The 20,944-nt window shown below is 62.0% G+C and carries 16 protein-coding genes and 3 pseudogenes; 11 read left to right on the top strand and 8 right to left on the bottom strand.

The window, feature by feature from the left end; genetic code table 11:
* Positions 1 to 35 precede the first annotated feature (35 nt).
* Positions 36 to 1,391, top strand: coding sequence for a hypothetical protein (locus WBN46_RS12735; RefSeq protein ID WP_337731835.1), 1,356 nt, complete (start codon positions 36 to 38; stop codon positions 1,389 to 1,391).
* A 425-nt stretch (positions 1,392 to 1,816) separates the two neighbouring features.
* Entirely contained in the window at positions 1,817 to 2,326 is a 510-nt protein-coding gene (locus WBN46_RS12730) for an HIT family protein (RefSeq protein ID WP_337731834.1), read from the top strand.
* Between the two features lie 285 nt (positions 2,327 to 2,611).
* Here WBN46_RS12730 and WBN46_RS12725 read toward each other — a convergent pair whose 3' ends face one another.
* From WBN46_RS12725 to WBN46_RS12700, 6 genes and pseudogenes are all read right to left on the bottom strand, one after another.
* On the bottom strand, positions 2,612 to 4,798 hold the full coding sequence (locus WBN46_RS12725; RefSeq protein WP_337731833.1) for a xanthine dehydrogenase family protein molybdopterin-binding subunit: 2,187 nt from the start codon (positions 4,796 to 4,798) through the stop codon (positions 2,612 to 2,614).
* Between the two features lie 10 nt (positions 4,799 to 4,808).
* The gene (locus WBN46_RS12720) at positions 4,809 to 5,801 is read right to left on the bottom strand and encodes a xanthine dehydrogenase family protein subunit M (protein WP_337731832.1); all 993 of its coding nucleotides are present in this window, start codon (positions 5,799 to 5,801) and stop codon (positions 4,809 to 4,811) included.
* Between the two features lie 82 nt (positions 5,802 to 5,883).
* Positions 5,884 to 6,399: pseudogene (locus WBN46_RS12715) on the bottom strand (2Fe-2S iron-sulfur cluster-binding protein); the annotation flags it as partial.
* A 46-nt stretch (positions 6,400 to 6,445) separates the two neighbouring features.
* A pseudogene (locus WBN46_RS12710) lies at positions 6,446 to 6,540 on the bottom strand (twin-arginine translocation signal domain-containing protein); the annotation flags it as partial.
* Between the two features lie 321 nt (positions 6,541 to 6,861).
* Positions 6,862 to 7,887, bottom strand: coding sequence for an XdhC family protein (locus tag WBN46_RS12705; protein WP_337731831.1), 1,026 nt, complete (start codon positions 7,885 to 7,887; stop codon positions 6,862 to 6,864).
* Between the two features lie 89 nt (positions 7,888 to 7,976).
* A complete protein-coding gene (locus tag WBN46_RS12700; protein ID WP_337731830.1) occupies positions 7,977 to 8,864 on the bottom strand; it encodes a LysR family transcriptional regulator in 888 nt (295 codons plus the stop codon).
* A gap of 139 nt (positions 8,865 to 9,003) precedes the next feature.
* On the opposite strand from WBN46_RS12700, the gene WBN46_RS12695 reads away from it, so the two are divergent.
* From WBN46_RS12695 to WBN46_RS12675, 5 genes and pseudogenes are all read left to right on the top strand, one after another.
* The gene (locus tag WBN46_RS12695) at positions 9,004 to 10,053 is read left to right on the top strand and encodes an NAD(P)-dependent alcohol dehydrogenase (protein WP_337731829.1); all 1,050 of its coding nucleotides are present in this window, start codon (positions 9,004 to 9,006) and stop codon (positions 10,051 to 10,053) included.
* Positions 10,054 to 10,066: 13 nt separating this feature from the next.
* Positions 10,067 to 11,101, top strand: coding sequence for an alpha/beta hydrolase (locus tag WBN46_RS12690; RefSeq protein WP_337731828.1), 1,035 nt, complete (start codon positions 10,067 to 10,069; stop codon positions 11,099 to 11,101).
* A gap of 214 nt (positions 11,102 to 11,315) precedes the next feature.
* Positions 11,316 to 12,518, top strand: a complete 1,203-nt coding sequence (locus WBN46_RS12685) for an MFS transporter (protein ID WP_337731928.1) — start codon at positions 11,316 to 11,318, stop codon at positions 12,516 to 12,518.
* 27 nt (positions 12,519 to 12,545) lie between these two features.
* Positions 12,546 to 13,067: a cyclophilin-like fold protein gene (locus tag WBN46_RS12680; RefSeq protein WP_337731827.1), complete on the top strand. Its 522-nt coding sequence runs from the start codon at positions 12,546 to 12,548 to the stop codon at positions 13,065 to 13,067.
* 155 nt (positions 13,068 to 13,222) lie between these two features.
* A pseudogene (locus tag WBN46_RS12675) lies at positions 13,223 to 13,636 on the top strand (cupin domain-containing protein).
* A 241-nt stretch (positions 13,637 to 13,877) separates the two neighbouring features.
* Here the strand turns inward: WBN46_RS12675 and WBN46_RS12670 are convergent.
* Positions 13,878 to 14,660, bottom strand: coding sequence for an autotransporter outer membrane beta-barrel domain-containing protein (locus WBN46_RS12670; RefSeq protein ID WP_337731826.1), 783 nt, complete (start codon positions 14,658 to 14,660; stop codon positions 13,878 to 13,880).
* 422 nt (positions 14,661 to 15,082) lie between these two features.
* Between WBN46_RS12670 and WBN46_RS12665 the strand changes: the two genes are divergently transcribed.
* A complete protein-coding gene (locus tag WBN46_RS12665) occupies positions 15,083 to 16,210 on the top strand; it encodes an AraC family transcriptional regulator (protein ID WP_337731825.1) in 1,128 nt (375 codons plus the stop codon).
* Here the strand turns inward: WBN46_RS12665 and WBN46_RS12660 are convergent.
* Positions 16,196 to 16,834, bottom strand: coding sequence for a DUF2306 domain-containing protein (locus tag WBN46_RS12660; RefSeq protein ID WP_337731824.1), 639 nt, complete (start codon positions 16,832 to 16,834; stop codon positions 16,196 to 16,198). The two genes, WBN46_RS12665 and WBN46_RS12660, sit on opposite strands and share 15 nt — an antisense overlap.
* Positions 16,835 to 17,150: 316 nt before the next feature.
* On the opposite strand from WBN46_RS12660, the gene WBN46_RS12655 reads away from it, so the two are divergent.
* The 3 genes from WBN46_RS12655 (at position 17,151) to WBN46_RS12645 (ending at position 20,905) form a co-directional block, all read left to right on the top strand.
* Positions 17,151 to 17,864, top strand: a complete 714-nt coding sequence (locus tag WBN46_RS12655) for a hypothetical protein (RefSeq protein WP_337731823.1) — start codon at positions 17,151 to 17,153, stop codon at positions 17,862 to 17,864.
* A gap of 684 nt (positions 17,865 to 18,548) precedes the next feature.
* The gene (locus tag WBN46_RS12650) at positions 18,549 to 19,085 is read left to right on the top strand and encodes a hypothetical protein (RefSeq protein WP_337731822.1); all 537 of its coding nucleotides are present in this window, start codon (positions 18,549 to 18,551) and stop codon (positions 19,083 to 19,085) included.
* Between the two features lie 827 nt (positions 19,086 to 19,912).
* Complete coding sequence (locus WBN46_RS12645) at positions 19,913 to 20,905, top strand: alpha/beta hydrolase (protein WP_337731821.1); 993 nt, start codon at positions 19,913 to 19,915, stop codon at positions 20,903 to 20,905.
* Positions 20,906 to 20,944: the final 39 nt, after the last annotated feature.

Genomic DNA, 20,944 nt, shown 5'->3' with positions numbered 1-20,944 from the left:
GCGCACGGAACAACGGGGCGTCGCAGGAGGTTCGCATGACCGGGTCCATCCCCCGCGCATCGTGGGGGCGGCCACTGCGCTGGATGAAGACGCTCTTCGACGTACGCCGGAGCGAAGCCGGTCCGGTAGTGACCGCCGCGTGTGGATTCTTCTTCGTGCTGACCGCCCTGATGCTGCTCCGGCCGGTGCGCGACGCCATCGGCATGGTGCGCGGGGTGGAAACCATCCGGTGGCTGTTCATGACGACCGCGGTGGTGACGCTGGCGTTGAATCCCGTGTTCGGTTTCCTGGTGGGTCGTCTTCGACGGCCGCTGTTCGTGGCGGCGACCTACGGCTTCTTCTGCCTGACGCTGGTGGTGTTCTGGGTGCTGTTGACGTTCGCCCCGTTCGCCATCGCTCAGGGCGGGGGACAGGCGTTCTATGTCTGGTTCAGCGTCATCAACGTGTTCGGCACCATGGTGTTCTGGGCGCTGGTGTCCGACCACTTCACCCGCGAGCAAAGCGCTCGCTTGTTCGCACTGATCGCGATCGGCGGCACGCTGGGCGCGGTGTTCGGTCCATGGCTGACGTCCAGGCTCGCGGAACCTCTCGGCGCCATCCACCTCCTGCCCGTTTCGGCGTTTTTCCTGTCGCTGGGTGCCCTGGCCGCATGGCGGCTGGCGCGCATCACGCCAAGCCCCATGGAAGCGCGCATGGAGGGGGAGGCGCACCGATCGCATGACCCCGCGCCGATCGGCGGCGGTGCGTGGGACGGCCTGCATGCGGTGGTGCGGTCGCCCTACCTCGCTGGTATCGCGGGCTATGTGATGCTGATGGCGATGATGGCGACGTTCGTCTATCTCACCCGCCTGCAACTGGTTGCGGGTGTCGCGGCAGAGCCTGATGCGATGGCGGCGCTGCTGGCACGCATCGACATGTGGACCCAGGTGGTCTTCCTCGCGCTGCAGCTCGCGATGGCGACCCGGTTCACCCGGCGTGTCGACACAGGACACGCGCTGGTGCTCCTGCCACTGGCCACCGCGCTCGGGTTCGCGAGCCTGGCGGCGCAGGGCGCCCTCCTCGTTCTGTTCCTGCTCGATGCCGCCAACAGGGCAGTGCAGCGTGGCGTCGCCCGGCCTGCGCGCGAGATGCTGTTCACCGTGGTCCCGCGCAATGACAAATACAAGGCGAAGGCCTTCATCGACACGTTCGTGTATCGCATGGGTGATGTCCTGGGCGCGCAAATGGAAAGAACGTTGGCGGGAGCTGGGTGGACCGTGGGCGGCCTCGCGGGCGTCGCCGTCCCACTGGCGCTGGCATGGGCCGCACTGGCGATGTGGCTCGGTCGCCTCCATCGCAAACGCGGGGACCTCGCGCCATCCGGTGCCGGCCCTTTTCCCGGGGCACGGTGATCGGCCAGGAGCGCCTTCGCACGCGAAGACGTCGGACTGGAGTGCCCACCGGACAGGTGCGGCATCTACGCCTGGCACCGGATTCAACCGAGGTTCGAGGACCGTTGCCGTTTGCCGCCTCGCCACGGCAGGTAGTCGGGATCGGCGGTCTCAGGATCGAACTGCATCCACGTCACAGCCCACCATGCGCTACGCTGTGGGCAAGTCGAGTAACCGGCCAATTGCAGCGTTGCCGACGTGTCCTGCAAGGGCCCGACAACCCAGCGGACTGGTCGCTTCGAGACCGTGTGCCGGCGCATCGAGCGCGAGGCCGAGGCGTCGCTGGAGTGTGGCTTGGTGATCCGTCCAGGCCGATGCCGCTCGCGGTGCGGTCTGTTCCATGCGTCGGGCTGCCTGCGGAACATCAGCTCAACCGGAGAGGGCAAATGATCGAACTTCCCACAAGAGAGCCGTGCGACCTTTGCGTGGCGGCGCGCGAAGAAAGATGGAAAGTCATCGATGAGAGCGAACATACCCTGACCGTGATCAATCCATGGCAATTCGAAGTTGGCCAGTGCTGCGTCATCACCCGTCGGCATGTCGCGACGCTGCTCGATCTTTCTGGCCCGGAATGCGCGGCCATCATGGTCTCGGCCAAAAGGGTCGCAGAAGCGCTCGTCAAGACGTATCGGCCGCTGGGAATACTGACGTTCCAGAACAACGGAGTCTTCAGCGGACAGGAAACACCGCACTTCCATTTCCATGTCGTCCCCCGACAGAAGGGCAGTGACTGGGGCGTGGGCCCACCTCAACTCGCTACCTTCGATGGCGCAGGACGCATACGGGGTACGTCACACGATCCCCGCGGGGATGCACAACGTCGAGAGCGCGTTCAGGTTTCCGCCGGGCAACTAGCTGGAACCGTGGACCTGATCCGTTCCAACCTGCCGGAGTAGTGTTAGGGCTCAGGCATGGGGGCGCCGGGGCCACTGCGGATTAGACCGTTGGCAATCTGGGAGTGGACCATGGTCAACCGAGTAGAGGCCGCACTCGCGAAAGCCGCATGACGGACATGAGCCAACCGCTACGCTCGCTTCTGTCGTCGCCTCTCCTGTTGCTAGGAGGCCACCTCCGACCGTGTCCAGCTTCTAAAGCTACGCAGTCCAACTTCTCGGCGGTATGTAGCTTCTGGCTGACCGACCCCTGCACCTGAGCTCGGCTACAAGCGAGTTGCGGGCTGGCTAGACCAGTTTGTCGGGTGTGATGGGCAAATCACGAATGCGTTTGCCTGTGGCGTGGTACACCGCATTGGCGATGGCAGCCGGAATGCCGACCATTCCCAGCTCTCCCATGCCCTTGACACCCAGCGGGTTGACGACGGTGTCGTCTTCCTCGACGAAGATCGTCTCGATGGCGTGGATGTCGGCATTCACCGGCACGTGGTAGTGCTGCAGACTTGCGTTCATGATGCGGCCGTAGCGGTGGTCGATCTCGGTGGCTTCTTCCAGTGCCATGCCGATGCCCCAGACGACGCCGCCGATCTCCTGGCTGTGCGAGGCAAGGGGGTTGAGGATCTTGCCGCACGCGGTGATCTCGATGACGCGGCTGACGCGGACCGTCCCCAGTTCGGGATCGACCTTGACTTCGACGAACTGGGCGCCGTGGGCGAGCGATGCGTACTTCTCGCGCTCGGGGGAGGGCTTGGAGTCGTAGACCTCGGTCAGCTCCTGCGTTCCAGCCCGTTGCATGATCGCGGCGATGTCGACCGAACGCGCCGCATCGCTTTTCAGGCGCAGGCGGTTCTCGAACATCTCCACCTCATCGATCGAGGCACCTCGCAGTGGCGAGCCTGCGTCCTGGTTGGCCAGGCTCAGCAGCTTCTCGGTGATCGTCAAGGCAGCTCCGCGTACTGCGGACCCGACACTGGACGTGGTCCAGGAGCCGCCTTGCGCAGGCGCGCGCGGCTGGTCGGTATCACCCAACTCGAACTTCACTTTCTCCAGCGTCAAGCCCAGGAACTCGGCGGCGATCATGGTCATGACCGTATAGGTGCCGGGCCCGATGTCACTGGTCGCACTGGCAACGCTGGCAGTGCCATCGGCCCGGTATGTCACCCGTGCACTGGCCGGCATCTGCATGGCGCCCCACACGCTGGAGGCCATACCCCAACCGACCAGCAGGTTGCCATCGCGCATCGAGCGTGGCTCGGGATTGCGCTTGCTCCAACCGAACTTTTCGGCACCCAGTCGGTAGCACTCGCGCAACGCCTTGCTGGAAAACGGTTTGCCGCTCTCCGGATCCACTTCGGCGTAGTTGATCAGGCGCAGTTCCAGCGGATCGATCTTCAGCGCGTAGGCCAGCTCGTCCATCGCGCTTTCCAGGGCGAACATACCGCTCACCGCTCCGGGAGCTCGCATCCACGTAGGCGTGGCCAGGTCTGTGGCGGCAATCTTCAGAGGCGCGTGCAAATTTGGGCAGGCATAGACCTGCTTGAGAAAGCCCGTGGTGTTGTCCGAGAAGGACTCGAAGGAAGAGGTGTTGTGGAAAGCCTCATGGATGATGGCTTGCAGCTTGCCGTCGGGTGCTGCGCCCAGTGCAACCTTCTGGATCGTCTCGGGGCGGTATCCGTGTCCGGTGAACATCTGCGCGCGGGTGAAGACCACCTTGACCGGCCGCTTGAGCTCGCGCGCGGCCAGGGCGGTCAGCGAAGGGTAGTAGTTGGGCTTGAGCGAGGCGCCGAAGGCACCGCCCACGAAGGGAGACACCACGCGGATATTGCCCGCCGGCACCCCGAGGCCTTGCGACAAGTGCTGCTGTACGCCGTAGACGTTCTGGGTCTTGTCGAAGATCGTCAGTTGATCGCCTTCCCAGAATGCGATGGCGGCATGCGGTTCCATCGGATTGTGGTGCTCGATCGGAATGCGGTACTCGGACTGGACCTTGACCGAAGCGGCCTGCATGGCGGCCTGCGGATTGCCGCGCGGCGGCGCTTCCCGTGGGGCCGGCTTGGCCCGATCCAGCAGGGTGGCCACGTTGGTCTCATGCGGCTGCGCCTGGTAACTCACCTGCACCAGCCGCGCGGCGTGACGCGCCTGCTCGTAGGTCTCTGCCACAACGAGGGCGATCGGTTGGCCGTTGAAGAAGACCTGGTCCGATTGCAGGGGCCAGGCCCACGTGGGCGACGCATCGGCCGCCGGGGGCTTGCCCAGTTTGCCGGCATTGAGATGGGTAAATACCTTGATCACGCCGGCAGAGGCTTCGGCCGCACGGGTGTCGATCTGGGTGATCCGCCCCTTGGCGATCGTACTCAGGACGATGAAACCGTACGTCAGGTGAGGGATCTGGAACTCGGCGGCGTACTTGGCCTTGCCGGTGACCTTGGCCATCCCGTCTACGCGTGTTGTTTCCTTGCCCAGGTAACGAGCCATGGTGTTCTCCTTAAGCCAAGTGCGCCGCACGCGTCAGAGCGCGCACGATGGAGCGTTGAGCCAGTTCGACCTTGTAGGCGTTGTGGGCCAGGGGCCTCGCCTGCTGCAGCGCCGCCTGCGCGGCCTGCTGGAACACGGCTTCACCAAGTCGCTGACCCTTCAATGCCACCTCGGCCTCGGCGCTGCGCCACGGCTTGTGCGCCACGCTACCCAAGACCACCCGTGCATCCTTGATGGCGCCGTTCTCCACGCGGAGTGCAGCAGCCACGGCCACCAGGGCGAACGCGTAGGAACTGCGGTCGCGAACCTTCAGGTAATACGAATGGCGGGCAAATTCGGCCGAGGCCACCGGCAACTGGATGGCCATGATCAGATCGCCATGCCCCAGCACAGTGTCCCTGTGCGGCTCTTCGCCTGGCAGGCGATGGAAGTCGCCAATGGGAATCAAGCGTTCCTTCCCGCCCGCACCACGGACACGCACGCTCGCATCCAAGGCGTAGAGCGCATTGGCCATGTCGCCGGGATAGGTCGCCACGCACCCCTCGCTCCAGCCCAGGATGGCGTGGATCTTGTTCAGGCCCTCGCGCGCGCCACAGCCACTGCCTGGTTCGCGCTTGTTGCACGGCATGGCGGTGTCGTAGAAGTAGTTGCAGCGGGTGCGTTGGAGCAGGTTGCCGCCATTGGTGGCCATGTTGCGCAGTTGGCCGGAGGCCCCGGCCACGATGGCCTGGGTCAGCAGCGGATAGTTCTCCCGGATCAGCGGATGGTTCGCCGTCTGCGTATTGGTGGCCAAGGCCCCAAGCGACAGGCCGGCACGGGAGCGCTCGATCTTGTGGAACGGCAAATGGGAGATGTCCACCAGGCGTGTGGGCCGCTCCACGTCCTCCTTCATCAGGTCGACCAGATTGGTGCCGCCGGCCAGAAATTTCGCCCCGGGAGCGCCGACGACAGCGTCCACCCCGGCACCCGCGTTCTCGGCGCGGACGTACTCAAACGGTCTCATGGCCCGTCTCCTTGCGTACTGCAGCCAGCTGGGTTTCGGTCGCGAACTGCCATGTCTGGGCGCTCTGACGTCCAGAATGCGCTTCCTGGACGGCGGCCACGATGCCGGGATAAGCACCGCACCGGCAGATATTGCCGCTCATCCGCTCGCGAATCTCATCGTTGCTCAATGACGTCGTGCCAGTACCCACATCAGCGGTGACATGGCTGACGTGGCCGCGACGGGCTTCGCTCAACACGCCGACGGCCGAGCAGATCTGGCCCGGGGTGCAATAGCCGCACTGGAAGGCATCGTGCTTGATGAAGGCGGCCTGCATGGGATGCAGCTGATCGCCCTCGGCCAGCCCCTCGATCGTGATGACCTTGCGACCCTCCAGCGTGGCGGCCAGCGTCAAACAGGCCAGGGCGCGCTCGCCGTCGATGAGCACGGTGCACGCACCACACTGGCCCTGGTCGCATCCCTTTTTCGTGCCGGTCATGCCCAGCCGCTCACGCAGGGCATCCAGCAGTACCACGCGGGAGTCCAGTTCCAACGATTGAGGCTTCCCGTTGATGGTCAGGCTCACCTTGACCACATTCTGGGCCTTGATGGGTGCCATCGCTGCACCCTCGGCCAGGGGCATGTGCGCGAGCGCCGATTCCTGGACAAGAAGGTTGGCGGCAAACAGACCGATGCCACCGACGGCCGAGGTAACCATGAAGTCGCGACGCGACTGGCCCACCCCATCCAGTGTTGGCATTTCTTCGAGAAGGGCCGCCTCGTCTTCATTCAACTCGACGGGCTCGTTCGGGGGCGTGTGCGGCATGAGGTGTCCTCTCTGGAACGCGCTAAGCGTCGGCGATGTGGCTGGCCCAGGATGGATCGGTCGCAAGTACGGCACGTGCAGGGACCAATCCGGAACTTATCCAATTCCTGGTTAAAAATGCATATCCGTCCGAAACTAGCCCCTATAAGCCGGGCTAATCAATCGGGCTTGCGATGAAGGGTGCGGTATCCGGGGCGAAGTGGGCCCCTCGGATAAAGCAGGTGAGTCGGACGGTGGATATGGTGCCCGGTACACTCACGCTTCCATCCTCGTGTGCTCAGGGACGGCGTCGGGCTGGGTAGCCGCCGGCAAAGCGTCTCCGCGCAGCTGATCGCCGGTTCCTCCACAGACGCGTTTCTGCCAAGCCACTGCAATGTCTGCCAGGATGGAGATCGCCAGTGAGCTCGCATCCCTTGCCTTGGGGAAGATACCGATCGGTGCCTTGATTCTCGCAATATCCTCGGCCCGGTAGCCCAACGCGAGCAGCGCATGTGTTCTGCGCTCGTGGGTTCGCGTGCTTCCCAACGCGCCTATGTAGAAGGGCGCTGCGTCCAAGGCTGTCTGCAACGGTCGTACCTCACGGTCCAGGTCGTGGAACAGCAGCGCGATCGCGGTGAACTCATCGATCGACGGCAACGGCGCTGCGTCATTGGCCAAGGCCACCTCGTACCCTGCAGCCCGTGCGAGCGATGCTGTGCACGAAGCCTCGATGGAGCTTCCGAAGATCACCAGCCTGGGCCTTGGGGGCAGGGCGAGAAGGAACTGGCCGCCTCTCCAGCCTGTAGATACAGCGTGGGGAGCAAAGGCAAGGGTCGAGTCGGACGGAGCGTATGCCAGGCCTGCCGACTGCCGTCGATAGAGCCACTCCAGGGTGTGCAGGAGGGGGGCGTCGCTTCGGATAACGTGGATGGCGAGCGTGATGCCTCCTCCGCAGGGCAGCACGATGTCGAAATAATCGGAGCCCTCGCCAAATCGAACGACACGGTCCCGTCTAGCGGCAATGGCTTCAGATGCTTCACGGGCCGCTGCCGCTTCTACACAACCGCCGGAGACGAATCCGCAATAGCGGCCATCAGCCAGGACGACCATCTGCGCGCCAGGCTGACGGGCAGCTCCGCCATGTACTTCCACCAGGGTCACCAGCGCAGCGGGAATGCCAGCAGCGACTGCGTCTGCTGCGTACTGAAGAATCTCCAGCGCATCGTCGGTCAGTACGTCCTGCCGGGAAACGGGGATACCGCCGCGCGGCGGGAGCTCGTCGGTGTGAGCGTTGGGTAGCACGGCAGCGCAGGTTCCTTGGAGTGATCGTTCCGGTGAAGGCATACCCACGAAAGCCAGAACGCTGTCGGCGTCTGTGCTCGCGTGCCGCGTCAGAGTCGAAGGGCATCAACGACAAGCGTGAAGGCAGGAGAAGGCTGCCGACGGCTGGGGTAGTACAGGTGGTATCCGGGGAAAGGAGGGCACCAGTCCTCGAGGATCCGCATCAACCTGCCATCGTCCAGATAAGGCGCGAATTCCCCCTCGGGCAGGAAGGCGATACCCAATCCCATCACTGCAGCCTCCACGATATGCGGCGAGGTATTGAAGATGCCCTGCCCACTTGCCCTGAAGTTGAGTTCTCGACCCTTCTTCTCGAATTCCCAGACGTAAACACCGCCGCGCGTGGATTGACGGATGTTGATGCAGTTGTGGTTGACCAGATCCTGCGGCTTCTTGGGCAGCGAGCGAGTGGCAAAGTAGGTCGGTGCCGCAACGGCGGCCATCCTCAGCGGTGGGGTGATCGGCACGGCGATCATGTCCTGATCGATGGCCTCGCCAAGACGAACGCCTGCATCGAACCTGTCGGCCACGATGTCGCGAAAGCCATAGCAGACATCGAACTCAATATTGATGTCCGGATACTCCCTCATCAGCGGAACAAGCTTGGGCAGAAGCACCGACTTGAGGACCTGATCGCTCGAGGTGATCCGCACCGAGCCGGCGGGCTTGTCTCGCAGCTCCGTAATGGCGTCCAGTTCTGCTTCAATTTCATCGAAACGATGGCCGATTGCCTTGAGCAGGCGCTCGCCCGCAGCCGTGGGAGACACGCTGCGTGTAGTACGCGTCAGCAGCCGGATCTCCAGCCTGGCCTCCAGCGCCTTGATCGCCTGGCTCAACGCCGACTGGGTAACCCCCTGGATCGCAGCGGCGCGCGTGAAGCTGCCTTCCCGGGCCACGGTCACGAAGGCGACAAGATCATTGAGGTTGCGCTTGGCCATGAGGCTAGTCTGCCACCACTATTGATTAGGTGCGCTTATAGGGTAAATCAGTATTTATTATCTAATCAAAGCGGCGCGCGCCCGACAGAATGACCTCCGATACCCGTGCCACCAGGCACGCCATCCCTCCGGAGCCGACATGACTGTCAACGCCTATGGCGCCCACGCAGGCGACAAGCCGCTGGAACCCATCGAGATTACCCGCCGGGCCCCTGGTCTCCACGATGTGCAGATCGACATCGCCTACTGCGGCATCTGCCATTCCGACCTGCACCAGGTCCGCGCTGAATGGGCCGGCACCCTGTTCCCCTGCGTGCCGGGCCACGAGATTGTGGGCCGGGTGTCCGCCGTCGGTGTGCAGGTGTCGGGCTTTGCCGTCGGCGACCTGGTCGGCGTGGGCTGCCTGGTCGACAGCTGCCAGCACTGCGAGGACTGCGAGCGCGGGCTGGAGAACTATTGCGACAGCACGGTGCTGACCTACAACTCGCCTTCCGCCGATGCGCCTGGCCACACGCTGGGCGGTTACTCCGAGCAGATCGTGGTGCACGAGCGATATGTGCTGCACGTGCGTCATCCGGAGGAGCAGTTGGCCGCTGTCGCTCCGCTGCTCTGTGCAGGCATCACGACTTACTCGCCTCTGCGTCATTGGAACGCCGGCCCAGGCAAGAAGGTGGGAATCGTCGGCATTGGTGGCTTGGGCCACATGGGCGTGAAGCTGGCACATGCAATGGGTGCCCATGTCGTGGCCTTCACCACCTCCGATTCCAAACGCCAGGCAGCCCTGGATCTCGGCGCCGACGAGGTGGTGGTCTCGCGTAACGCTGAGGAAATGGCCGCGCACGCCACCAGCTTCGACCTGATCGTCAACACCGTGGCCGCGCCGCATGACTTGGATGCCTTCCTTTTGCTGCTCAAGCGCGATGGGACGATGACCCTTGTCGGTGCGCCTGCCATCCCGCACCCGTCGCCCGGGGTCTTCAATCTGATCCTGAAGCGCCGATCGATTGCGGGCTCGGCCATCGGTGGCATCCCGGAAACTCAGCAGATGCTCGATTTCTGTGCTGAGCACGGAATCGTCGCGGATATCGAGCTCATCCGCGCCGATGAAATCAACGATGCCTACGAGCGGATGCTCAAGGGCGATGTCAAGTATCGCTTCGTCATCGACAGCGCCACGTTGTCCGAGTAATCGAGGAACAAACATGAAGAAGACATTGCTGTCATTGGCCCTGCTGGCCAGCTCATTCACTGCGTTGGGGCAAGACATGTCAAATGGTGCAAACAACTTTTACAAGAGTGATCGACTGGTCGCGGAGAAGATCGCCTTCGACAACCAGTACCGGATGAAAGTCGCCGGCAACCTGTTCCTGCCCAAGGACCGCAAAGCGGGCGTCCGGTATCCGGCAATCATCGTGGGCCACCCGATGGGCGCGGTGAAGGAGCAAAGCTCCAATCTGTACGCGCAGAAGTTGGCCGAGCAGGGTTTCATTACCCTGGCGATCGACTTGCCGTTCTGGGGCGAGAGCGAGGGTCAGCCACGCAACGCGGTAGCGCCGGATCTCTATGCGGAAGCCTTCAGTGCAGCCGTGGACTACCTGGGCAGCCAGACGTTCGTGGACCGCGAGCGGATTGGCGTGCTCGGCATCTGCGGTAGCGGCAGCTTCGTCATCAGTGCGGCAAAGATCGACCCGCGCATGAAGGCCATCGCCACCGTGAGCATGTACGACATGGGGGCCGCCAACCGCAACGCGCTCAACCACTCACAGACGCTCGATCAGCGCAAGCAGATCATCGCCGCAGCGGCGGAACAACGCTACGCAGAGTTCGAAGGCGGGGTAGTTGCGGTATCGGGCGGCACGGACCTGGAGCTGACCCAGGATACCCATCCCATACAGCGCGAATTCTACGATTTCTATCGCACCTCGCGAGGCGAGTTCACCCCTCCTGGCGCCTCGGACCAGAGAACCACGAAGCCGACCGTCACCAGCAATGTCAAGTTCATGAACTTCTACCCGTTCAACGACATCGAGACCATCTCGCCACGGCCCATGCTGTTCATCACTGGCGATCAGGCGCACTCGAAGGAATTCAGCGAAGAAGCCTATCGACTGGCAGGTCAACCCAAGCAGCTCTACTGGGTGAAGGGTGCTGGCCACGTGGATCTCTATGACCGCACGGACCTGATTCCGTTCGACAAGCTGACTTCCTTCTTCAAGCAGAACCTGGGCGCGAACTGAGGCATTTGTCTCGCCATCCCCCGGAGACGAGACAATGGACGTAGACCTGCGAGAGATCAGGGCAGCGTTCGCCGTGCTCACCGCTCATGGCGGTCGCATGGATGCCAAGCACATGGATCAGATCGGCCAGGACTGAGAGCGCTCCCGCCGCACTCGCCTCCATGCGATTACGAACTACTTACCCATCATCATGCAGAGCGAAACCATGACCCTCATGACAGGCGTCCAAGCAGACGCCGAACGCAGCGGCGCTGCCCCGCAATCCGCCCACTGGGGAGGTGTCTTCGCCATGACGCTGTGTGTATTCGCTCTGATCGCCTCCGAGTTCATGCCCGTCAGTCTACTCACGCCAATCGCCGCCGACCTTGCGGTCAGCAAGGGGTGGGCGGGATACGGTATCGCGATTTCCGGCGCGTTCGCGGTGCTGACCAGCCTGTCGATCTCCATCGTGGCCGGCAGCATCAACCGCAAGACGCTGCTGCTGGCGTTGACGGGCCTGATGGCTGTTTCAGGTGCTGTCGTGGCGTTGGCGCCCAACTATCCCACCTACATGCTCGGCCGCGCACTCCTGGGTGTGGTGATTGGCGGTTTCTGGTCGATGTCCGCCGCCACCGCCATGCGCCTGGTGCCACCACCGCAAGTGCCGCGTGCCTTGGCCATCTTCAACGGCGGCAACGCGCTGGCCACCGTGATTGCTGCGCCATTGGGTAGCTATCTGGGCTCGATCATCGGCTGGCGCGGTGCGTTCTATTGCCTTGTGCCCGTGGCGGTCATCGCACTGGTCTGGCAATGGGTCAGCTTGCCCACCATGCCCTCCGCGAGCGCGTCCACGTCTGCCAACGCATTCCGGTTGCTTCGGCGTCGACCCGTTGCACTGGGTATGGCCGCGTGCGGTGCGTTCTTCATGGGGCAGTTCGCATTGTTCACCTACGTTCGGCCATTCCTTGAAACGGTCACGCACGTGCAGGTGTCCACGCTTTCTCTCATCCTTCTGGTGATCGGTGTGGCCGGCTTCATCGGCACCGCCGTCATCGGCACCTTCCTAAAGCGCGGCCTGTATCGAACCCTCATTGGCATTCCGTTGGTGATGGCATTCATCGCGCTTGCGCTCATCCCGCTGGGTGCCTGGGTGACTGGCGTAGCGATCCTTTTTGGTCTTTGGGGGCTGATGGCCACTGCCGCCCCCGTTGGCTGGTGGAGCTGGATTGCGCAGGAGTTGCCCAAGGATGCCGAAGCTGGGGGCGGATTGATGGTGGCAGTGGTCCAACTGGCCATCGCCCTAGGCTCAACCGTGGGCGGGTTGCTGTTTGACCACGCCGGCTACCAGGCCAGCTTCGTAGTGAGCGCCGCCTTGCTGCTGGTTGCTGCCCTTCTGACACGGTTGGTCGCGCGCTCACACATGCAGCTCTCGGTGTAAGCGGTTCATCCTTCAAGGAATCGTGTCATGAGCTCAAGTACCACTGTTCCCACTCAGAACCGCTCAGCGAAACGTGGATGCCCGCGCGGGCTGGGCGTTCTGCTCGGTCTGACGATCCTCGGGGGTTGCAAGGCCAGCCAGTTCGAGGCACCCGTTATCGTTGCCCAGGATGCAGGTCGTGCATCCCCTACTTCGGAGGATGCTCGCATGTGGATGACCGTCGGAGAACGTCGTTTCGCCATAACCTTGGCCGATACTGCGGCCGCGCGCGCGTTCGTGGACAGACTTCCCTTGACGCTCGATATGGCAGAGCTCAATGGCAATGAGAAACACGCCGATCTGCCGCAAGCGCTACCAACCCACGCAGAACGTCCAGGCACGCTACAAAAGGGCGATCTGATGCTCTACGGCTCCAGTACGGTTGTCGTCTTCTACAAGACATTCCGTTCGTCGTACTCGTATACACGGCTCGGGCGTGTTGAGGACCCCAACGGCCTCAGCCAAGTGCTGGGAACGCGCAATAGCCGAGTGGTGTTCTCCGCCAACTAAGCCGGCCCTCCATGCCTTACAAACCTTATCGGAATGGAGTGTCGGTTCCTATGCGGATTCCAACCTCACGGTCGCCTTACTCAGCACTTCTCGTCCTGTTGGTTGGCTTTGGGACGATTCCACTCTCGCTCGCATCATCGGAGGGGGCCGAAAACATGCGTATAGATTGGAATGGAACGTTGCCGTCCAGCGCGGGCCCTTCGGAGTACTTCACCGGAAGTGTCAGGATAGATATGCAGTTCCAGAGAGAAGCACCTTCCCGTGTCTCCGGGGCAACAGTAAGGTTCGAGCCGGGCGCACGTACGGCTTGGCATAGCCATCCGCTGGGTTAAACGCTGATAGCCATCTCCGGCAAGGGCTGGACACAATGCGAAGGCGGACCGATCATCGAGATCAACCCCGGAGACCACATAGGGTGCCCGCCTGGTCACCGTCATTGGCATGGCGCCAAGCCCACTACTGCAATGCCCCATGTTGCTATCCATGAAGCACTGGATGGGAAGGTGGTCACATGGATGGAACATGTGAGCGACGAAGAATATCGAATTCGCCCGCCGATGAGCGACTAAGGGAGACCGGAACGCCATTTGAGTGCGATGTCCGCTTGAATCCAAGACCAAGAGCGGACATTGATCCAGTTGAACGGAGGCACCTGCTTGGTAGGCGCCTCCATTGCGTCAGGAATTGACGTTGAGCTTTGGCTTTTAGCCTGCCGTCCGTGGAAACCGGGATGACCCCTGCAGCTTGATCTTCGCTGCTGACGTCAGGCGTGGGCGGCGGGCACGTGGCCGTGCCCGCCGTTGGACGTTCTCAGAAGTCCCAGCGGCCGGTGATGGACAGCGGCACCGAGACGCGGCTGCCGGTATCGTTGATGGTCGCCAGGCCGAGCCCGGCGATCGCGGAATCGTCGTCGGACAGATCGTCGATGTAGTTCACCCCTGCGGCGAGTGTCATGCTGAAGCGCTCGGTGAACGCGATCTGCGCACCGGCCTCGAGCCCGCCGCTCAGCGCCCAGCCCTTCTCGTAGAACGGCGCATCCGGGATCGTGATCGCGGCGTCGGGAATCTCGAAGGTGGCCCGGATGACATCGGTTTCGGTCGCACCTACTCGCGCCGCGACGAACGGCCTGAACCGGCCGCCGTCGCCAAAGAAGTGCCGGTAACCTACCTCCCACGTGTACGCGTCATAGCTCGAGAACTTGCTGAAGACGTCGAGCTCGGTATCGAGCGCCGGCACGTAGGCGGCACCGACGCGCACGCGACCATCATCGGCGCTGGTCTCCCTGGCCTGAAGGAACACTTCGCTCCGGTCACTCAGTCCATAGCCCACTTCCAGGCCATAAGACTTGGCGTTGCCGTAGATCTGCTCGTGGCTGCGGGAGCGGATGCGCAACTCCGCGCTGACGCCTGCCAGTGCGGGATTCAACGGACCGAGATCCGGCACCGGCGCCACGGCGCCGGAGTGGACGTCGCCGCTGACCGGAAAGTCGGCGCCGCCGAATACCGACATCGAGAATTTTCCCTGCTCGGGACCTGCCGCGAATGCCGGTCCTGCCGCCATCAGCAAGGCAGCGCCAAGAAGTTTGATCTGCATGTGCCTCTCCCATCAGAACGGGTGACGCCTACCCACTGTAGGCACGTGCTTTACGCAAGAAGGGTGGATGTGGATTCAACGAGGTGCCGGACGTAAGCGCCCTTTCAGAGTCCTCACGCCGCGTCCACGTTGCTGTACGCACTTGCCGTTTGTCCGCGCACCACGGTTTGGTTCGGCTGCCGCATCCGACGTGCATGGGGCGACGAATGTCTCACGCCAGACGCTGCATGCCGTCTGCGTTGCACACGCCAGGGAGGTCCGCTTCCGACAGCGGACTCAATAGTTCGGAGGACAGCTAGCGGCCAATTCGGGACATACCACGGCCGCGCGCCAGTGGGTTTGCGTCCTTGCCGCTGTTTTCCAGGGATGCAGCCTACTGTTAACATTCCAATGTGCGTCCCGTCACTGATCGGCTTCCATGCATGGGCTCTTGGAGTATTGTTTTCGCCATCGGCGCTGCCCAAGCCGCGCTGCTAGCGGTGGCCCTGTGGCGACGGCCCGTCAATGCCGAAGCAAACCGCGTGCTGGCGGTGTGGATCGCGCTGATCGGCATCGATCTGGCGGTGAAGGCAATGTACTTCGATGCGCCGACGGCCGGACTGCTGAAGGCGTTCCGTTTGGTCGGCCTGTTTCCGTTCCTGTATGGCAGCCTGTTCTACGTCTACGTCAGGGCGCTCACCGAGGCGCGTGCATTCGGCTGGCGCGACACCGTGCATCTTGTGGGCTTCGCCATTGTCGTGTCCATGCACGCCGGCTTCTTCATGCAGGACCGGGTGCAGACGGAAGACGTGTTCGCGCGAATGATGGCGGGAACCTCAGAACCGCAAGTGCCACGCTTGGACATCGCGCTGTATGCATACAGTCTGTCGTATGTGATTGCCGGGCTGGTGCGGGTGCGTCGCTACCGGCACGGCCTACTGCAGCGGCGTTCGGATGCAGACAGCATGTCGCTGCGCTGGATCGATGTAATGGCGGTATCGCAGATCGTCATCTGGTTCATCGCGACCACGCAGTGGCTGGTCAGGATCCCATGGATCGATTACCCGCTGATCTACGGCGCGGTCACCGCTTGGGTATTCGTGGTGGGCTATCTCAGCCTCAGTCAGGGGGCGGTGGTCATCGAGGCGGTTCCCGAACCGACACCCATCAACATTGATGAGGCGCCGGGTAGTAACGATCCGCGCTTCCCCGACGTTGAACTGCGCTTGTCACAGCTGATGGCTCAGCAGCAGCTGTATCGCGAACCCGCGCTCACCATCGGCCAGCTGGCCAAGCGCAGCGGCTACCCGGAATATCTGGTATCGGCGGTCATCAATCAGCGCTTCGAAGGAAATTTCTGGGAATACATCAGCCGCCAACGGATCGAGGCAGCGCGCTCCTGCCTGGCCGATGCCAGCGACGCGCGCACCATCCTCGACATCGCGTACGCCTGCGGCTTCACTTCGAAGTCGACCTTCAACGCCGCGTTCAAGCGCCAGTTGGGTGAAACTCCCAGCGCTTACCGCAAGCGCCATGTGCGAGATGTGGCGTCTGACTCAGCGAGCGCCTGACAGCGCTTTCGTCGCGGACATCCGCGCGAGCGACCGCGGCCATCGCAGCAGCAGTTCGCAGACAGCCAGATTGAACGTCCAGCTGCCCCATGCCGCCAGCAGGTAGACCTGCGGGAAGGGCAGGTGCAGCGCGCCGAGGCCTACGCCCAGGATCAGCCGCAGTGTCACCGCTGACGCGGTGAGGGCGATGCTGCGCCACATCCAGCGCCGGTGCCTGACCAGGTCGCCGGCAAGAGCATGGCCGAGGCCGATGCCCGTAGTCACCAGCCAGGCCAGCGCGAGCAAGCCGAAGCCCACGCCCGTCGCCGCCCCGCCCTGTGCATGCCGGGCCAAGGACAAGCCCGCAAGCCCGGCAATCAGCACCCCACCCACGTACAAGCCGCCGCTCAGGCGGTGTAGGCGCGGGATCCGTCGCCGAATCCATTCGCTCATCTGAAATGGCGCCAGCAGTAGAGCAAGCCCACCGCCGAAGAAATGGGCTGGTACGTCCAAACCCGAGATCGCGAACTGGGCATGCAGTGAATTGCCCGCTTCCGGCTTGAGTGCGTCGAACAGGAAGGTGAAGGCGTAGATCGCCACCGCCGCGCACAGCAGGGTGAAGACCAGGCCGGTAGACCAGCGCACGGCCTTGGGAAACCAATGTGACATCTCGGAGCCTCTGGACGATGGGCCCCCAGCGTGGGTGCGAAGAGGGCAAAAATCGTCCGATTCGGCGGAGTCGTACTCCGAAACAGGGCTACCGCAGGAAATTTGAAGACCGAGGCCGCTTACGACCCAAAGCGGACATCGGTCTTCCTCTGTCCAAAGCCCCATTTGAAAGGCGTTCCGACTGAGTGGCTGGATCCGGTTATACGTCGGCTTGTTAGCCGGACCCAGCAGCCCTAACATCGAGCTGTTAGGGGATAGCCCACCATACGGCAAGCGAAGCGGGGAGGGAGCGATGAAACATATTTCCGTATTGGGCACTGCGCACCATAAGCGCGAACCCTCGATGCCGACCCGCCGCCGATCATCCATCCTTTCGATCAGGGTCATGGCAGACAAATGCCATGACTACGTCTGGCTAATGTTGATGGGTTGTTCGCTATGCATGGCAACACAGCAAGTGTTGGCGTCTGCGCCGGACGCGACGAAATCTGCGGCGTCTTCTACTGCGCAACCCGCTAAGCGCCCAGTGAAGCTGAGTGGCGAAGAACTGAGCGCGCGCGTGCTCAAATTCATCTCCAGTCTTCGGAAGCGATCGGACATAAACGCTGGGAATTTCCAGCGGGTCATGGACATGCAGTTGGTTCCCGACCCGGATCTGCCGGGTGCCGTCAGGCACATCGCTTACGCCGACGGTGGCTGGCAGTACTGGTTCCAGGTGAGCCCGCAGCCGGGCGGGGTGCATGGCGTCCGGTTCGGCACCTACATTGCCCCGGCCCCAACGTCACATGGTTCGAGACCCTGCACCATCGATCTTGATGCCTTCGCGCGGCAAATCAAACAACAGGGCTACCGCGCGTTCGAAATTCGGGTTCATGCGCTGCCGGCGAACCTGATGGACTTCTCCAAGCCGCCGTTCGCGGTGCACGCCAGTTACTACAAAAGCGCCGACGGACGTCGGTGCATCACAACCATGTCGATCGAATACGGAGTGATTCCCAATGGCTGAGCTGAGTCTTCGACTGTCCAAAATGCTGCGCACCTTCGCCGGACAAAGTGCGTTTTCGCGCCAGATGGTGGCGATGATCACCGCGATCCGTAGTTCGCCGAATCTGATCTGAGCGCCATCACCGCGAGGTATTCCACGGGTTGGCCAGTTTCCGACTTCCTACACACCTATGCTGGAGAGGTTGTCGGCAACCAGAGTACCGATCCTGCAGTCGCCTACGATTTTTTGGCGGCTGCTAATCAGGTATTACGCAAACAGCAGGCAGGTGGCTGGTGACCTGGCCGCGACCTAACAATTCATCCAAGCCGAGCCCGCTTCGCGGGTCGGCTTAATTCAGGCGTTGGCCAACGCTCGCTTCTGGCCGATAGTGGGCATCCGGCACGGCGACGCACATCGGAGATGCGCGATCAGGAATGGTATCGGCTGACTGTGCGATAGTCCGCGCTACGGCTGTTCCGGCCGGTAGGCGCCTGGTGCGCGTTGGGGGAAATGGGAATGCTTCGCGCCTTGGTCGGTACCCTTGCGGTCCTGTTGCTGCCCGTGGCCGCCCATGCGGGTGGGCCCGTACCAGGAGTCACGGCATTTCGGTTGAGCTCTTCGGATGGATGGGCACCGGGTCGGCAGCCGCCGAAACAACCTCTGCTGGATGTGCCGATACATTTGCTGGGCTCACCACCCGAAGTGGTGGCCGACCTCTACTGGAACTCGCTTTCGCGAGGTAGTGACGGGCGTACCGTCGCGGGCACCGTGCCATTGCGGCTGACCGCCAACGAGATAGGTGGAGTGGCGGACCAGACCTGGAGAGCTCAGCTCTCGCTGTTAGGCAACGACGCGTGGCCGGACATGGTGCTTCTAAAGGCACGTGCATCCATCGAAACGAGCCTCGATCCGGTCCTGCAGTTGTCTCGGGTGCGGCACGCCAACGATCCGCAGGTCGTGTTGTATCACACCGATCCGTCCACCCCGGACTTTGTCTGGATTCGATGCTTTTTCCGTGATGTCAGTCGGATCGGACCGCAAGGCGATGGCACCTGCTGGTTGAAGCTGTCGGCAGTACCGAACGTCGCCACCAGCGTCGAGTTCCCTGCGGTGGAGTTGCCACAATGGCGTTTGCGTGCCGACCACCTGCGTTCGCTGACGCGTGCCTGGGCGCGGAGTTCGGACGAATGGCCACCGACGCAGGGGTCTGGCGAGGCGGAATTGCTCGACACGGGTCGATGACGTAGGAAGCTCGGCGGAGACGGTGTTAATAGGTTGATGCGTGCGCTTCATGACGCGACAAAAGATGCTCGGGTCTGCTCGCGGTTACGCATTGTGTCGGCGCCGATGTCCGTTTCTGGCCGGAAGCAGACATGCCAAGTTTGGGGGCGCTTACACAAGCTCAGAGAACCGACGGGTAACAAACCGTTTCGTTACCGATGGCGAACGACCTTGCCTAGCTCCAGTAGACGATGGCCTGAAATCAACTTCAAGAAGTCTCATCGCGAGAAATCGCAGCGCCAAAGTTAGGGAGCACGCACTGGCTAGCGTCTAACTTGGCACATCAACCTAATGAATTCGAGAGATGCGGGTATCTGGAAGGTATCAGAGCACTACAAGAATCATGCGCCTAGAAGTAGCACGCGAGCGAAGGAAATCGCTTCGCCAAGTCTGAGTAAGTCTGTCTAAGAAGAAATACGAATGCATGTACATGTATTTACCAGCCGTTCGTCGGTTGATGGTCTGGGAGAGGCCGAACTACGCGCGCGCTGGCGTTTCCGCTAACAGCAACGTGGCGAGCGAAGCAGGCTCACATTTGTGGATTGCGCGCGAAACGTACCGGCGGTTGGTTGTCGATCGGGCCGTAACGCGAATGACGTAACGCCGGTCAACTCATTGGGGTTAGCGAGTCTGAGTTTGGGATTGGGATTGGGGTTGATCCATCTTCCAGTGGCGGGGAGTTCCCATCCTACTTTGCGTTAGTGGCTAAGACCTACGGGCCAAAGAAAAGCCGTAGAAAGCGAGAAAAGCATAGGCAGTCTCCTTCAAATGCAGAGGAAGGCATCGACATGCACAAGCTACACGGCTTCTTGATTATGACGGTTCTGTTGCTCAATCCTGGCGTATCGAGCGCCGCCATTCGATACGACGAAGAGCGGCCGCTTACCTCGCTGCATGGGCCGTCAAAGCAGAACCCGATGTCACAGCTAGACGCTGTGCTCGATGGTCTTCTTGTGGATTCTGCGGAAGGCCCACGAACGATCGTTCTGTATGTGCATGGGCGAGGAAACGAGCCGAAGAAGAGCTTTCAGGACACGATGTTCACGTCAGGGTTCGTGCTCAAGAAGCTGGAGAGACAGAATGTCTCCGTCCTTGGCTACAACTGGAAGTCCAAGATAAAGCCCATGAGGCTCTGTGATCGTCCAGTTGCAGAGGCGCGATCGGGGGCCAAAGGATTGCGCCGCCTGATCGCAGACTTGGATCGCCATAAACGTGCAAACGATCCGCGATGGAAAGGACGTCGTGTAGTCCTTCTTGCGCACAGCATGGGCGGCATCGTCGTCGCTGAGGCTATGCAAGATCCTGCTACCTCGCAGGTCGCAAAAGACCTCTTCGACATCATTATCGTGTCTGCATCGGATGAGCCTGTGCAGGGTCATGTCGCCTGGCAGGAGCGCATGCCAGAAGGCAAGGTCTACGTGCTATCAAACCCCGGCGATCGCTTCCTAAGAAGGTCGATGGCGTGCGAGAAAGGAGGCGCTGCTACCCGGTTGGGATTGATCTCTGCCTCAGAGACTTCAGTACCGAGATCGGCGACGACGACCTATATTGAAGTTCCCGCGGGCAACCGGCATCGCTACATATCAAGAGGCGCGCAAGAAGGTAATCCGAACACCTGCGCCGTGGTCACGACCCTGTTGCGAGGAAATCAACCTACGTTAGCGGCGACCTGGAGAATAGGGGGCGGGCCTGCACGATTCTCAATACCAGCTGGTAAAGACCCGCGCGATCGTTGCTTTGTGGGGGCGGAAGATGAAAGCGGCGACGACAAGGATAGTTAGATGTCCGAGCTTGGGGATCTTTTCATAGGAAGACGAAGT

It is taken from the genome of Pseudoxanthomonas sp. CCNWLW251, assembly GCF_037402255.1.
Classification (GTDB): domain Bacteria; phylum Pseudomonadota; class Gammaproteobacteria; order Xanthomonadales; family Xanthomonadaceae; genus Pseudoxanthomonas_A.
The sequence above is the reverse complement of the archived record's forward strand: the minus strand, read 5'-3'. Positions and strand labels throughout refer to the sequence as shown.